At 54.4% G+C, this 13,517-nt stretch carries 15 protein-coding genes, 1 pseudogene and 1 riboswitch; of the genes and pseudogenes, 8 read left to right on the top strand and 8 right to left on the bottom strand.

The window, feature by feature from the left end; all coding sequences use genetic code 11:
• Positions 1-90 precede the first annotated feature (90 nt).
• The 6 genes from AB6B37_RS10160 to AB6B37_RS10185 all read right to left on the bottom strand — a co-directional run bounded on the left by AB6B37_RS10160 (position 91) and on the right by AB6B37_RS10185 (position 4,365).
• The gene (locus AB6B37_RS10160) at positions 91-543 is read right to left on the bottom strand and encodes a hypothetical protein (protein WP_371395667.1); all 453 of its coding nucleotides are present in this window, start codon (positions 541-543) and stop codon (positions 91-93) included.
• A 112-nt stretch (positions 544-655) separates the two neighbouring features.
• Positions 656-1,126, bottom strand: coding sequence for a YbgC/FadM family acyl-CoA thioesterase (locus AB6B37_RS10165; RefSeq protein ID WP_371395668.1), 471 nt, complete (start codon positions 1,124-1,126; stop codon positions 656-658).
• Positions 1,126-2,160 (bottom strand): Holliday junction branch migration DNA helicase RuvB, encoded by a 1,035-nt coding sequence (gene ruvB / locus AB6B37_RS10170; RefSeq protein ID WP_371395669.1) that lies wholly within the window; start codon positions 2,158-2,160, stop codon positions 1,126-1,128. The genes AB6B37_RS10165 and ruvB overlap by 1 nt, the downstream gene beginning before the upstream one ends.
• Entirely contained in the window at positions 2,157-2,801 is a 645-nt protein-coding gene (gene ruvA, locus AB6B37_RS10175) for a Holliday junction branch migration protein RuvA (RefSeq protein ID WP_371395670.1), read from the bottom strand. The genes ruvB and ruvA overlap by 4 nt, the downstream gene beginning before the upstream one ends.
• A gap of 139 nt (positions 2,802-2,940) precedes the next feature.
• Positions 2,941-3,744 (bottom strand): pirin family protein, encoded by an 804-nt coding sequence (locus tag AB6B37_RS10180; protein WP_371395672.1) that lies wholly within the window; start codon positions 3,742-3,744, stop codon positions 2,941-2,943.
• 24 nt (positions 3,745-3,768) lie between these two features.
• Positions 3,769-4,365, bottom strand: a complete 597-nt coding sequence (locus tag AB6B37_RS10185) for an FMN-dependent NADH-azoreductase (protein WP_371395673.1) — start codon at positions 4,363-4,365, stop codon at positions 3,769-3,771.
• A gap of 106 nt (positions 4,366-4,471) precedes the next feature.
• Here AB6B37_RS10185 and AB6B37_RS10190 point away from each other — a divergent pair, with 106 nt between their 5' ends.
• Together AB6B37_RS10190 and AB6B37_RS10195 are read left to right on the top strand one after the other, a co-directional pair.
• On the top strand, positions 4,472-5,386 hold the full coding sequence (locus AB6B37_RS10190; protein WP_371395675.1) for a LysR family transcriptional regulator: 915 nt from the start codon (positions 4,472-4,474) through the stop codon (positions 5,384-5,386).
• Between the two features lie 23 nt (positions 5,387-5,409).
• Positions 5,410-5,712 (top strand): annotated as a pseudogene (locus AB6B37_RS10195) (transposase domain-containing protein); the annotation flags it as partial.
• Positions 5,713-5,825: 113 nt separating this feature from the next.
• On the opposite strand, the gene AB6B37_RS10200 reads toward AB6B37_RS10195, so the two are convergent.
• Positions 5,826-6,320: a hypothetical protein gene (locus AB6B37_RS10200; RefSeq protein WP_371395676.1), complete on the bottom strand. Its 495-nt coding sequence runs from the start codon at positions 6,318-6,320 to the stop codon at positions 5,826-5,828.
• A gap of 179 nt (positions 6,321-6,499) precedes the next feature.
• Here AB6B37_RS10200 and AB6B37_RS10205 point away from each other — a divergent pair, with 179 nt between their 5' ends.
• The 6 genes from AB6B37_RS10205 to AB6B37_RS10230 all read left to right on the top strand — a co-directional run bounded on the left by AB6B37_RS10205 (position 6,500) and on the right by AB6B37_RS10230 (position 12,438).
• The gene (locus AB6B37_RS10205; protein WP_371395677.1) at positions 6,500-6,832 is read left to right on the top strand and encodes a hypothetical protein; all 333 of its coding nucleotides are present in this window, start codon (positions 6,500-6,502) and stop codon (positions 6,830-6,832) included.
• 32 nt (positions 6,833-6,864) lie between these two features.
• Positions 6,865-7,656, top strand: coding sequence for an SDR family oxidoreductase (locus tag AB6B37_RS10210; RefSeq protein ID WP_371395678.1), 792 nt, complete (start codon positions 6,865-6,867; stop codon positions 7,654-7,656).
• A 25-nt stretch (positions 7,657-7,681) separates the two neighbouring features.
• Positions 7,682-7,865: riboswitch (cobalamin riboswitch) on the top strand.
• A gap of 131 nt (positions 7,866-7,996) precedes the next feature.
• The gene (locus tag AB6B37_RS10215) at positions 7,997-9,874 is read left to right on the top strand and encodes a TonB-dependent receptor plug domain-containing protein (protein ID WP_371395679.1); all 1,878 of its coding nucleotides are present in this window, start codon (positions 7,997-7,999) and stop codon (positions 9,872-9,874) included.
• Between the two features lie 3 nt (positions 9,875-9,877).
• A complete protein-coding gene (locus AB6B37_RS10220; protein WP_371395680.1) occupies positions 9,878-10,702 on the top strand; it encodes an ABC transporter substrate-binding protein in 825 nt (274 codons plus the stop codon).
• Entirely contained in the window at positions 10,695-11,684 is a 990-nt protein-coding gene (locus tag AB6B37_RS10225; protein ID WP_371395681.1) for a FecCD family ABC transporter permease, read from the top strand. Before AB6B37_RS10220 ends, AB6B37_RS10225 begins: the two co-directional genes overlap by 8 nt.
• Entirely contained in the window at positions 11,677-12,438 is a 762-nt protein-coding gene (locus AB6B37_RS10230) for an ABC transporter ATP-binding protein (protein WP_371395682.1), read from the top strand. The genes AB6B37_RS10225 and AB6B37_RS10230 overlap by 8 nt, the downstream gene beginning before the upstream one ends.
• Here the strand turns inward: AB6B37_RS10230 and AB6B37_RS10235 are convergent.
• Positions 12,416-13,348: a hydroxymethylglutaryl-CoA lyase gene (locus AB6B37_RS10235; protein ID WP_371395683.1), complete on the bottom strand. Its 933-nt coding sequence runs from the start codon at positions 13,346-13,348 to the stop codon at positions 12,416-12,418. The two genes, AB6B37_RS10230 and AB6B37_RS10235, sit on opposite strands and share 23 nt — an antisense overlap.
• Positions 13,349-13,517: the final 169 nt, after the last annotated feature.

A 13,517-nucleotide genomic window follows, 5' to 3' on the forward strand; every position in this document is an offset into this window, starting at 1 on the left:
AAAGTAAACCGCGTCATTAAGACATGCGGGCGTGTCCGCGAAAGGGGGCTTTCACGCTGTGGTATTGCAAGTTTTAAAAATAAAATGAGGCTAATCAGGGACGAGATGCGCCTCACATAATCCGCTGGGTTGGCGAAACGTGCCGCGCGAAAACAGCGCCATAAAGGCCTCGCGCACCAGGCGCGGCGACCAAAACACCATGCGGTAGACGATCACACGGCCCCGAACAGAGAGACGACAAAGCCGTTCTAAAAACTGGGTCGGCGACACGCGCGGGCCGAAGGCATAAAACGGCGTAAGGTTACGCGACGGCGGCAGTGGGCTGTTGGGATGATGATTATAAAGACGCCGCTGCGCACGGTTGACTACGCGGGAAACGAAGGGCGTTGGCGGTGTATCGCCGTGGATGACGCCACGCCCTAAAACGTGTCGGGAAACTATACCCAGCCACGCCCAAATCGCCGATAACAGGCTAAACGGCGCAGTGGCCGCGTGATTGGTCGCGGGCTGCGCTTCAATAGGATATGTTTGCGTGAAAGACATTGGCTGGCATGTTACCGCAGCCTTTGGGGGTGGGGATGGGTTTAGGGAAACGACGCCAGTTTCGGGCAAATATTATTCAGCGAATATCTTTCAAACGTCTATTTACGTTACTCTACCCCTCCAACAAATAGGGCCGCAATTTATCCATCATCTCTTTCGGGGCGCGTCGGGGACGGCCATCGAGGCTGATACAGGCGGCTTCACTACCTGCAGTCAGGAGCAATTCTTCGCCGCGAAAGACCTTTTGCGTAACCAGTAGCCTTGCCCCTTTGAACACGTCATAGGTCGTCATCACGGACAGCACATCGTCGATTTTAGCGCTGCGTTTGTAATCCAGATTAATCTTGCGAATAACAAAGGCCAGCGGCGGGTCGCGGTCGAGCAATTCGGCGTGACCAATGCCCGCTAGACGAAAATAGGATGAGCGGGCACGTTCCAAAAACCGCAGGTAATTGGCATAATAGACCACGCCAGAAAAATCCGTATCCTCATAAAAAACGCGGATCGGGTAATAATGCTCGCGGCCTTTGAAGTAACCGATATTGGGCAAATCTTGCGGCGCAATGTGGCTATCGTCGGCCATTACACACCACCTTCGAATAGGTCAGGTAAATCAGGACGCACAGGCGCGGACAGCCCCAAATGGGCAAAGGCGCGCGGGGTGGCGACCCGGCCACGCGGGGTGCGTTGCAAAAAACCCTGCTGAATGAGATAGGGCTCTATCACGTCTTCTAATGCGTCGCGGGCCTCTGATAGGGCGGCGGCCATGGTATCGGCCCCCACGGGCCCGCCACTAAACATTTCACACAGCGCGAGCAGGTAACGCATATCTTGTTTATCTAGCCCGATATTATCAACGCCGAGCCGAAGCAGCGCCGCATCCGCCGCCGCGACATCAATTTGCGTGTCGCCTGCATGTTCTGATAAATCCCGCACACGGCGCAGTAGCCGCCCCGCCACACGGGGTGTGCCGCGGGCGCGCCGCGCGATTTCTTTGGCCCCATCCGCTGTCATATTCATATCTAATTTGCTCGCCCCGCGCAGGACAATTTTGGTCAGTTCCACTGTGTCGTAAAATTCAAGCCGCACAGGAATACCGAAACGGTCACGCAGAGGCGTCGCCAGAAGCCCCGCCCGCGTGGTCGCGCCGATAAGGGTGAATGGGGCCAAGTCGATTTTAATCGACCGTGCCGCTGGCCCTTCGCCGATAATTAAATCAAGTTCAAAATCCTCCATGGCGGGATAAAGCACTTCTTCAACAGCCGGGTTAAGGCGGTGGATTTCGTCAATGAACAAGACATCACGCGGTTCAAGATTTGTCAAAAGCGCGGCCAAATCGCCGGCCTTTGATATGACGGGGCCAGAGGTCGCGCGAAAGTTCACGCCAAGCTCCCGCGCCACGATTTGGGACAGCGTCGTCTTACCCAGACCCGGTGGGCCAGAAAGCAGCAGATGATCGAGCGCTTCTTCGCGCCTGCGCGCGGCTTCGACATAGACTTGCAGGTTCGCAATGGCCGTTTTCTGCCCAACAAAATCGGAAAAGGACAAAGGCCGCAGCGCGCGGTCTCGACCATCCCCAACTTGGTTATCCCCCGATATGATGCGATCATCACTCATGATTTGGAGAGTTCCTTAAAGGCGACTTTGATAAGGTCATCCAAAGGCGGGTCATCAGAAAAAGTATTATAGGCCGCCGCAACAGCGCGCAGAGCATCTGACTGCCCAATGCCCAAATTGACCAGCGCGGAGACTGCATCATTGCGCAGCATCATGTCAGATAGCCCTTCCGTGCGTTCAGATGCGGATTGGTCGGCTGAACTGTCTGGCTTGGTGAAGGCGACATGGAAACCTCGACCGCTGGGTGCGGGTTTGCCCGATAGTTCGGTCGCGATACGGCTGGCTGATTTTGGGCCAACGCCTTTGGCGCGCGCGAAAGCTGCTTTGTCCTCAAGGCTGGCCGCCGACAGGATTTGCCCTGGTGTCAAAATATCCAAAATTGCGAGCGCCGCTTTTGGCCCAACGCCTTGCACGGATTGCAAACGCACGAACCAGGCGCGGTCCTCCTCCGTGCCAAAGCCGTAGAGCGTGATGGCCGTTTCGCGCACATGGGTTTCAATATGAAGGCGCACCGCCTCGCCCTCTGACATGGCGCCCAAAGTGCGCGATCCGCATTGCACAAGGTAACCGACCCCGCCAACATCAACAATCGCTTCGCCCTGCCCGCTCATAAGGCAGACCCCTGATAACATCCCGATCATTGGGTCAAACTTTGTGTAGAATAAATCATATCATAGCTTTTCGCTAATTCGCGGGCGGCGTCAACATGGGGCGTTATATGAACATAAAAATACCCGCCCTCATATTCATGAGAGCGGGTGATATTTTGAAGCTATGGGTTTACGCCTGACCGTAAGGGGCGAGATCGAACAGGATGAACTCTGCGTCTTCGCCGTCGGTAAACTCAAGACGGCCCGCCGTGTTAATCGCAAGGCCGTCACCAACCTCTAGCCGCTGCCCGTTCACAGTCAGCGCGCCGCGCGCCATTTGCACCCAGCCTTTATGACCCGGTGTAATGGACGCCTCTATGACTTGATCGCCATTCAGTGTGGCGGCATAAATATCGGCATCCGCGCTGATTTTCATCGACCCGTTACGACCGTCAGGTGAGAGGAACAGCTTTAGCTGCCCGTCTTTATCCGCGTCTTTAATGTCCATGGTGTCATAGCGCGGCTCGCCGTTTTCCACATTGGGTATCAACCAGATTTGCAGAAAATGCACGGGATAATCCGGCGACGGATTATATTCAGAGTGCCGCACACCAGAGCCAGCGCTCATATATTGAACGCCGCCTGCTTCCACGCGAGAACCATAACCCATGCTGTCTTTATGCTCCAGCTTGCCGTCTAGAACATAAGAGAAAATCTCTGCATTTTGATGCGGGTGAGCGGGAAAGCCCATACCGGGTGCCACGCGGTCATCATTAATAACGCGCAAGCTCTCAAACTGGACATAATCCGGGTTAAAGTAATTTGCGAAACTAAAGCTATGGGCTGATTTCAGCCAACCGTGGTCAGCCATGCCGCGCGCATCTGCGGGCAGCACTTTAAAGCCCGAGGCCATTGGCCTGTCAGTGTTTGCGGTCACAACAGCAGGCATTGCGGCGGCTGTGGCGCTTGTCATTACGGTACGTCGTGTCATCATTTCATCCTCTCAAATTGAATAGTGTTATGTTAGTTTTGCAATGGCCGCTTTGGCCGCTGCGATGGTTTTTTCCGCGTCACGGCCAAGGCCGTCAGCCTTGATGAAGGTCACATCATCAATGCCGATAAAGCCGAGCGCATGGGTCAGATAAGGCGTGGCGAAATCTATATCGCTGCCCACTTTTGTGCCGCCAGAGGCAACCACAACAATAGCGCGCTTGCCCGTCATTTTGCCCACGGGGCCGTTTTCTGTGTAATTAAATGTGCGCCCCACACGGGCGGTCATATCGACCCAAGCTTTTAACGTGGCGGGGATACCGAAATTGTAAATCGGCATGCCAATGAGCAGCGTGTCAGCATCAGCAATTTCATCGACCAAGCTATCGGACAATTCCAACGCCTTTTTATGCGCCTCTGTGCGCTTAGGCTCTCGTGTGAAATTGGCGTCGACCCATGCGCTGTCGACAAAGGGTAAGCCTTTGGCAACATCGCGGTTTGTCACCCGCACAGCGCCCAGGCCAGACAGGTGATTAATCACGTCATCGGCAAGCGTGCGGCTCATCGAGCCGTCCTGGCGGGCGCTGGCGTCAATACGTAGGATGCGGTTCAAATCTTTCGTCATGGGTGTCTCCATCGGATGGTCTGTTTCGTTGAGCTTTAGATAGACCGTTCAAATAAATTTTATTAGAGGGCTATTATGGAAAACATTGTTGCGATATACGCAACGTATGAGCCGTTATGAAGAATTAGAAGCCTTTGTCCGCACAATCGAGTCAGGATCCTTCACCGCCGCCGCAAAGCAGCTTCGCGTCGCCAAATCAGCCATTAGTCGCCGCATATCAGAGCTTGAAGCGCGCCTTGGGACGCAGCTTATCATCCGCACCACACGCAAATTAAGCCTAACAGAAAGCGGCCAAGCGTTGTTCCAGCGCGCGACGATGTTATTGTCCGATTGGGAAGAAGCCGAAGGCGCGGCCAGTCAATCGGCCAAAGACTTGTCTGGGCGCATCCGTATCGCCGCGCCTTTGTCATTTGGGATTTCTTATCTGGGTGCGGCGATTATCGATTTCACCAAAAACCATCCCGACGTCAGCTTTGACATTGATTTCAGTGACCGCAAAGTGGACTTGGTCGCCGAAGGCATGGACCTTGCGGTGCGGATTGGGGATTTACCAGATTCGGGACTGATAGCGCGCAAGGTCGCCCCGATCAGAACAGTCGTTACTGCCAGTCCAGACTACCTCAAAGATAAGCCCGCCGTTAAAACGCCAGAGGATTTGCAAGCCCTATCAGAGCTGCGCTATTCAGGCCGCGCAAAAACGGTCTGGACTTACAAAGGGCCACACGGGCAAAGCGGCACAATTGAGCTGCCCTCGGCACTTACGGCCTCTAATGGCGACTTTCTACGCGATGCTGCTGTGGCTGGCTTGGGCGTGACCATCCAGCCCATCTTTATCTTATGTGATGCCATTGATGAGGGGACATTGGTGGAGCTGTTACCAGACTACCGCTGGTCGGACATAAATGCCTATGCCGTCTATCCACCGACACGGCATTTATCCGTGCGTGTGCGCGCCTTTGTTGATTTTCTGGTCGCGCGCTATAGCGGCATTCCGCCGTGGGAATTAGAGGCCAAGGCATAAACCCAGCATCGTCGGGGTCATATCGATATGCTCTGACGCGCATTCCGAAGGTGAGGCCCTATCTCGACCACGGTTTTCTGGAGCTTGACAATAACACCGCAGAACGCGCCATGCGGCCTATTGCCATTGGCCGAAAGAACTATCTGTTCCTTGGCTCAGAGAAAGGCGGAAAAAGCGCAGCTATCTGCTACTCGCTGATCGAGACCTGCAAGCTCAATGGCGTGAACCCGCAAAGCTGGCTGACAAATGCTCTGGCCAATATCCAAGACATCAAAGTCTCAGACCTCGACAAACTGCTGCCGTGGAACTATGTTGAGGAAAGTTAAACGCTTACGCTGGAGCCGCCCACACGAGCGGAGGCAGGGGCGTTGGACTCGCCGCAAAGCGGGGAAGGAAGACGGATAGCTTATGCTAGGTGTGTGAAGTTTTAGCGTAAAGATTAATCTAATTTTTTTCGACTAATTTCTAAAATGAGAGCGCTCGGCAGCGGTATATCCCCGTCAAAATCTACTTTGGATCTGCATAAGAAAGAAAACTCTTCATTCCTGAACCGATATTCCCAAATTTCGAAGGATGACTGCTGCGAACCATAAATCACGTTGCCTCCTGTAATTGGCGTTGGGATTCTGGTTCTTTCTCTTCGCAATGACGGCTTTAAATCTATAAAATCTTCAAGAGTGATTTCTTTAGGTAGCGTAGGGGTGGGACGCTTGTTTTCTACGCCCACTAAGAATCCCAAATCTGATCTTTGCCTATAGATATCTGTTAAAAAATCATGTTTTTGCACCTCTAGAAAACAGTCTTGCTTCATCCCATCAGTGATGGATTTTCGGAGTGAATCAACGGGATTTTCAGTGAGCCTTGAACAGGCATTAAGTCCAAAAAATATTAACCCAGTAAATAACAAGAGTGTGGTGATTTCTGATTTTGACATACTTACCTAGCAACAAATTCGACTACTTTTGTAAACATACATAGTACATTTGTTTAATAGCCGCTTACGAATATAGACATAACAAAACGGCCACTCCGGCACTTTTTTGACCCGCAACCCTTCAATTATCCAACTCTTTTACTTCACAAAAACCGGGTTGCATACGATAATATACGCTTGTGAAAAACGCTGACAACATTTCAATAAGCGTCCCAGGAGAACTGCCGTCTCGCGTCGAAATTAAACACGGCATGACCATCGCTGCGCAGCTCGTTCAGCGCTACGGCCCTAAATACTGGCCTGTTTTAGACCGTCTGAAACAGGAGTATGACGCGCTTGATGATCGCGAGGCGTTGCTGGCCTCGCTCTTGTCGGACGCAGACGGTATAAATCTATCTCTTCATCAACAAATACCTCAGGCTCATAGGCCGTATATTGTTACCCTTACTCTGCTTTCTGAAATATTAGATAAACATGACTTTTCCGTGGCATGTCGCGTTAAACGACTCTAAAACTATGCTTTTAGTTCAGCATAAGGCACGGCATGACGAAACGACTTCACGGAAAAACATGCGTCATCACTGGGGCTGGGCGCGGGATTGGGGCGGCAATTGCTAGCGCTTTTGTGCGCGAAGGGGCCACTGTTATTGTCACGGATATTGACGGCGCGGCGGCCGAGCGCGAAGCCAATGCGCTAGGCGCAAAATCTTTTCATTTAGACGTCAGCAACGAGTCAGGTTGGGACGCGCTACATAGTCTTTTCCCGCGCATTGATGTGCTGGTTAATAATGCGGGCATCACAGGATTTGAAACCCACGCCCGCCCGCAAAATCCAGAACATGCGAGCTTGTCTGATTGGCGCGATGTGCACCGGGTGAATTTAGACGGAACGTTTTTGGGCTGTCGTTACGCGATTAAAGCCATGCGAGAGGCAGGTGCAGGGTCAATCATCAACATCTCGTCCCGGTCTGGTATGGTCGGTATCCCGGGGGCAGCGGCCTATGCCAGTTCCAAAGCCGCCATTCGCAATCATACCAAAACGGTCGCGCTTTATTGCGCGGAACAGGGCCTTGATATTCGGTGTAATTCTATTCACCCCGCCGCCGTTCTAACGCCGATGTGGGAACCCATGTTGGGCGACGGGCCAGAGCGCGAGGCCAATATGGCGGCCTGTGTCGCGGATACGCCCATGCAGCGCTTTGGCCAACCGAGCGAGGTCGCAGCGCTGTGCGTGATGCTGGCCAGTGACGAGGCGCGCTATATGACAGGCACAGAGCTGACGATTGACGGCGGTATTCTGGCGGGCTCTGCGGCAGCGCCCACGCGCCAAGTTTAATCCCATTGACACCCTCGCCTTGATTGCTATCACCGCCGCAGATGGTGCCTTGGTAACACAGGGTTAAAAGGGAAGTCTGGTGTAAGTCCAGCGCTATACCCGTAACTGTAAGCTGGCTGCGCGTGCCTTATGCCACTGGAGAAATCTGGGAAGGCGGCCCGTGCAATAGACAGCAAGTCAGGAAACCTGCCATCGCGTCGTTCGTCTTGGGCCGGGAATAGCCATGTAGACGCGGAACAGACGTTCCCTGCAACGACAGCCTTGGCCATGTCCACGCCTTACGGCGGGCCTCTTTTGTCGTTGATATACGAGCCTTGGACGGGCTTGTTTTGGAGCCCTTATGTTTCGATTATGCCTTTTGACAGGTACAGCCTTGTCTCTTTTTTCCAACTCTGCCTTTGCGCAAGAGCCGTATCAAGACGCATATGACGAGATTATCGTCACGGGTCTGCGCGCGGTCCCTTTTGATGATGTAACCAGTAGCGTATCGGTGATTGACGCGCTGGATATATCTATCCGAAATAGTCCCTATATTGCCGATCAATTACGCGCTGTGCCGGGTGTTGGGTTGTCACGGTCTGGCGCGGTTGGGGGGCTTAGCCAAATCCGTATTCGCGGCGCGGAAGCCAATCATACGCTGGTGCTGGTTGACGGTATTGAAGTGTCAAACCCCGTCACAGGCGAGACGGATTTTGGCCTATGGGGCGGGGTGAACGCGTCACGCATAGAGGTTGCGCGCGGCGAACAATCCGCCGTCTACGGCTCTGACGCGATTGGCGGTGTGGTGTCGATGACCACGGGTCAAGACGGCCTGAGGCTTGAGGCTGAATACGGCAGATTTGATACCAAACGCGGCGCGCTAAATTACGGGGGCGAAGCAAACGGCGTTCGCTTTAATTTGGGCGCATCAGTGTTTGATACGGACGGCGTCGATACGGCGGGGCTAGGCGGCGAAAAAGACGGCTCCAGCGCCTATGCGCTAGGCGGCTCTCTTGGGTTTGATATATCGGATAATTGGGCGGCGTCCCTGCTCGGTAGCTACCGCATATCCTCTGTCGCCACAGATCCTGACCTTAACTTTGACGGCGCGCTGGATAATGCAGACCGTGACAGCGATAGCGAGCAGATCCTGCTGGGGGCTAAGCTTGACGGCCAAACGGGCGCAGTATCTCACCAAGTCCGAGGCAGCTATAATGACGTGACACTGACTAATGAAGCGGACACTGTGTTCACAGACGAAACCCAAGGGGAACGCGTAAAGCTAAGCTATAGCCCGTCTATTAATTTCGGCACAGATGAGATTGGTATCACCGCATCCGCGCTGATTGATTATGAAGCGGAGGATTACGTCCGTATCAGCACAGACACCTTATTTGGTGATCCCAATCAGAGCCAAAGCTTTAACACATTGGGGCTGTCAGGGGAGCTTCGCGCGCGCCTTGATAATATCGCGTTAAACGCATCGCTACGCCGTGATGATAATGACGGTCGGTTTGATAATGCGACGACCTGGCGGGTCGGCGGGGCGTATAATTTTGACTTTGGAACAAAGCTGCGCGGATCATTCGGCACGGGTGTTAAGAACCCGACTTTCACCGAATTATTCGGGTTTTTCCCGGGCAGCTTCGTCGGGAATCCAGACTTAACACCCGAGACATCAGAAAGCTGGGAGATTGGCTTTGACCATAGCTTTGAGACAGTAACACTCAGCGCAACCTATTTCGATGCCGCGCTAGAGAACGAAATTTTCACGGTGTTTAATCCCGATTTTTCGTCGTCCCCCGCCAATCGTGACAGCGATAGCGACCGCTCTGGCGTGGAGGTCTCGACGAATTGGGACGTCACAAGCGCGTGGTCACTCTCTGGGGCGCTATCGAAAATCAGCTCATCTGACAATAACGACACGCCTGAAATTCGTGTGCCAGAGTGGACAGGCTCGGCCAGCGTGCTGTGGTCATCACCAACGAAGGACGGATTTAACATTGGCGCAGCGCTAGACTATGTCGGATCACAAGATGACTTTAATTTTGGCACATTCCCAGCCGAGCGCGTCACCTTAGATAGCTATGTCTTGCTATCCGCAACGGCCGCCTATCCCCTCACGGACCGCATCGCCTTAACCTTGCGCGGGGAGAACTTGCTAGACGAGGACACACGCGATGTGTTCGGCTTTAACAGCACGGGGGCTGGCGTGTTTTTCGGCTTTAGACTACGGTAATCTATGCGTTGGTTTATCATCAGCTTGGTCGGAATTTTAGGGGCGTGTAGCGCCGCCCCTATCGATATTATAAGGCCTATGAACACTGCGCCAACCCGCGTTGTCAGCCTTGATTATTGCGCCGACCAATATGTCCTAAAAATGGTGCCCCGTGATAATATTCTGGCGCTATCCCCTGATGCGGCAAAAGCCTTTTCTTACCTGAGAGACGAGGCCGTAAACATCCCGTCGGTGCGCCCAATAGCCGAAGATGTGCTTATCCTAAAACCCGACCTTGTTGTGCGCAGCTACGGCGGCGGGCCGGATGCGCAACGGTTTTTTGAAAGCGCCAATATCCCCGTCGTCAATGTCGGTTGGGCCAATGATTTGGACGGGATAGGACGCGTCACATTAGAGATGGCCGACGCCTTGGGGGCTTCAGAACTAGGCGAAGCAATGGTGGCGGATTTTGACGCAAGACGCGCGGCCCTGCCTGCGGCCTCTGGACAGTCTGCGCTTTACGTCACCCCGTCTGGCGTGACCAGCGGGTCGGGGTCTTTGGTGCACGAGATGATAAGCGCAGCGGGATTATCCAATTTTCAGACACAATCCGGCTGGCGCAGCCTGCCGCTTGAGCGAATGGCTAGCGAAACACCCGACGTCATCGCCGCCGCCTTTTTTGACACCAAAAGCCAGAACAAGGACGCCTGGTCCGCCATGCGTCACCCCATCGCGCGGGACCAAATGACATCGTCCGACGTTGTGCCGCTGCAAGGGGCGTGGACAAGTTGCGGGGCGTGGTACCTCATGGACGCGGTCGAAGCGTTAGCGGGCACACGTCATGATTGATGCGCGGATCAATATCGGCCTTGGCGTATTAGTATTACTCGCGCTTTTTGCCGCCTGTTTGCTTGGCTCTACCGCGATGGAGGTGCCGCGTGTTGTGGCGGCATTGCTCGGTCAAGGCAGCGCGAGCGACACCATCGTGATCTGGCAAATCCGCCTGCCCCGCGCATTGGCCGCCTTTGTGGTGGGCGCAGCGCTGGGGATTTGCGGCGCGTCCTTGCAAGGACTGCTGCGAAATCCACTGGCGGAGCCGGGCGTGCTGGGTGTATCGGCGGCGAGCGCGCTGGGTGCAACCCTGTCGCTTTATTACGGCCTGACCAGCGTGAGCCCATGGGTCCTGCCCATCGCGGCAATCATCGGGGCCTTGGTCGCGACGGCAATCATTGCTTTGGCTGCCTTAAAAACGCAATCTGTCGTCACGCTTATCCTTATCGGTGTCGGGCTATCCAGTTTTGCTGGCGCGGTGATGAGCCTTCTTCTTAACCTCGCGCCGAACCCGTTTTCACTGAATGACATGATCAACTGGACGCTGGGCTCTGTCGCCAACCGCAGCTTTGCAGACATCGCCCTCGCCGCGCCGTTCTTACTCGCTGGCATAGCGATGCTGCTGCTGACACGGCGCGGATTAACAGCGCTGACCTTGGGCGAGGAAGCTGCCAGCGGCTTGGGGCTAAACCTGAAATCTATGCGTATCTTCACCGTCCTGGGCACGGGGCTGGCGACGGGCGCAGCCGTATCGATTGCGGGTGCTATTGGTTTTGTCGGCATCGTCGCGCCCCATGTCGTGCGGCCTTTTGTGGGCTATGACCCGGCACGCACGCTTTGGCCGTCGGCGCTGTTGGGCGGGTTGTTTTTGGTACTGGCCGATATTGCTGTGCGCCTGATCCCAACACAAAGCGAGCTTAAACTCGGTGTGGTCGCCGCGCTGATTGGGGCCCCCGCCTTTGTCTGGATTGCCGTGCAAAGGGGCCGCAGCCATGACTGAGTTACGCGCACAAAACATAACCGTAAGCGTGGGTGAAAAGTCATTGGTGCAGGACGCATCATTCACCCTGGCACCCGGAAAGTTGACTGTATTGCTTGGTCCCAATGGCGCAGGGAAAACAACATTATTAAGGGCAGCTTTGGGACTGATCGAGATACCGTCGGGCATCACGACATTAGACGGAAAAGATATCACGTCCCTGTCCCCAATCGCCCGCGCACAGCAAATCGCTTACCTCCCGCAGAGCCGCCCGCTGGCCTGGCCCGCAACGGTCAAAGACGTCGTCGCGCTGGGACGGTTTTCCCATGGGGCGAAGCTGGGTAAGCTTGGCGAGGCTGACCAAGCCGCTGTGGATGAAGCCATGCAGTCTTGTGATATCGCCGCGCTTGCCAACCGCCGCACAGATACGCTGTCGGGCGGCGAGACGGCACGTATGCATTGCGCCCGCGCCTTTGCGACCAACGCACCGCTGCTGCTGGCCGATGAACCCGTGGCCGCACTCGACCCGCGTCATCAATTTCGGATTATGGATTTGTTGCGCGGCTATGTTGATACGGGCGGCGGGGCGCTGATTGTGCTGCATAATCTGGCGCTGGCCGCGCAATATGCCGATGATATCATCTGGATGAAAGACGGACACATTGTGGATGCAGGCCCGCGAGAGGTCATGATAACAGAGGCAAAGATTGCGCAAATTTATGGTGTAAAAGCTGTCGTCAAAGACAAAGACATCAGCTTGCTTGGTCCTGTTTAGGAAACGAACCTGCCTTGCTGACCATCCCCGGCAGATCGCGGGCCATAAGCCCTGACAACCACTGCGCGGTTTCAATGATTTGGTCAAGTGACACGCCAGTGCCTACCCCTGCCCTATGCAGCATATAAATCACGTCTTCTAGCGCGACATTGCCCGTGGCATTGGGCGCAAAGGGGCAGCCGCCAATCCCGCCAATTGTCCCGTCCAGCGTGACCACACCCGCGGTCACCGCCGCATAAACGTTCGCCACCGCCATATTGCGCGTATTGTGAAAATGCGCGCGCAGGGGCATATCGGGCACAGCGTCTTTAATCGCCGCGACCATGTCTGTGACGTGCCACGGATTACCAACGCCGATTGTATCCGCAATCGCGATTTCGCGCGTGCCGCTATCGGCTAGGGCTTTGCAAATATCGACCACACGCGAAAGTGGTACTTCGCCGTCAAAAGGGCATCCAAAAGCGGTCGAGATTGTGACATTGGCCGGCAGTTTTTCTGCACGTGCCCGCTTTATGATGGCTTTGGCCACACTAACAGATTCGGCACTGGTTTGGCCTTGGTTGGCCATGGCAAAGCCGTCACTGGCAACCACCACGCATCCGACTTCATCAATTTTGGTCTCTAAAGCCCGGTCAAGACCGCGCTCATTTAAGGTCAGGCCGATAAAGGTCACGTCTTTACGGTCAGGCAAGCCCGCAATAACCGCTTCTGCATCAGCCATTTGTGGCACGCGTTTGGGGTGCACAAAGCTGCTGACCTCGATGCGGCGCAAGCCAGAGTCAACAGCCCGATTAATCAAGGCGAGTTTTTCATCCGTGGAAAATAGCCTGTCCTCATTTTGAAGCCCGTCGCGGGCGCTGACGTCGACAATCTCGATAAATGACGGGTGAGTCGGCTTATTAGCGGTCATGGGCATGCCTTTTGCATAGATTTACATGAAACATAGTCTGTTTGCGGCTTCAATTCTAGCCACGCCACAATGCGATACGCTCAACAAGCGTTAAAAAATCGCGTTTTAGGCGTGTTGGCTTTACGCCTTGTCTTGCCAAACGCATAGATTGTGTTAACAAAGTATGAAT

The sequence above is a fragment of the Fretibacter rubidus genome (assembly GCF_041429785.1).
Lineage (GTDB): Bacteria > Pseudomonadota > Alphaproteobacteria > Caulobacterales > Maricaulaceae > Fretibacter > Fretibacter rubidus.

What these genes read in the sequence shown, in the direction of transcription:
- AB6B37_RS10235 (WP_371395683.1), bottom strand. Translation starts at nt 13,348, where the DNA reads ATGACCGCTAATAAGCCGACTCACCCGTCATTTATCGAGATTGTCGAC.
- AB6B37_RS10160 (WP_371395667.1), bottom strand. Translation starts at nt 543, where the DNA reads ATGTCTTTCACGCAAACATATCCTATTGAAGCGCAGCCCGCGACCAAT.
- AB6B37_RS10215 (WP_371395679.1), top strand. Translation starts at nt 7,997, where the DNA reads ATGTTTCGATTATGCCTTTTGACAGGTACAGCCTTGTCTCTTTTTTCC.
- AB6B37_RS10220 (WP_371395680.1), top strand. Translation starts at nt 9,878, where the DNA reads ATGCGTTGGTTTATCATCAGCTTGGTCGGAATTTTAGGGGCGTGTAGC.
- AB6B37_RS10225 (WP_371395681.1), top strand. Translation starts at nt 10,695, where the DNA reads ATGATTGATGCGCGGATCAATATCGGCCTTGGCGTATTAGTATTACTC.
- ruvB (WP_371395669.1), bottom strand. Translation starts at nt 2,160, where the DNA reads ATGAGTGATGATCGCATCATATCGGGGGATAACCAAGTTGGGGATGGT.
- AB6B37_RS10180 (WP_371395672.1), bottom strand. Translation starts at nt 3,744, where the DNA reads ATGATGACACGACGTACCGTAATGACAAGCGCCACAGCCGCCGCAATG.
- AB6B37_RS10185 (WP_371395673.1), bottom strand. Translation starts at nt 4,365, where the DNA reads ATGACGAAAGATTTGAACCGCATCCTACGTATTGACGCCAGCGCCCGC.
- ruvA (WP_371395670.1), bottom strand. Translation starts at nt 2,801, where the DNA reads ATGATCGGGATGTTATCAGGGGTCTGCCTTATGAGCGGGCAGGGCGAA.
- AB6B37_RS10200 (WP_371395676.1), bottom strand. Translation starts at nt 6,320, where the DNA reads ATGTCAAAATCAGAAATCACCACACTCTTGTTATTTACTGGGTTAATA.
- AB6B37_RS10210 (WP_371395678.1), top strand. Translation starts at nt 6,865, where the DNA reads ATGACGAAACGACTTCACGGAAAAACATGCGTCATCACTGGGGCTGGG.
- AB6B37_RS10190 (WP_371395675.1), top strand. Translation starts at nt 4,472, where the DNA reads ATGAGCCGTTATGAAGAATTAGAAGCCTTTGTCCGCACAATCGAGTCA.
- AB6B37_RS10230 (WP_371395682.1), top strand. Translation starts at nt 11,677, where the DNA reads ATGACTGAGTTACGCGCACAAAACATAACCGTAAGCGTGGGTGAAAAG.
- AB6B37_RS10165 (WP_371395668.1), bottom strand. Translation starts at nt 1,126, where the DNA reads ATGGCCGACGATAGCCACATTGCGCCGCAAGATTTGCCCAATATCGGT.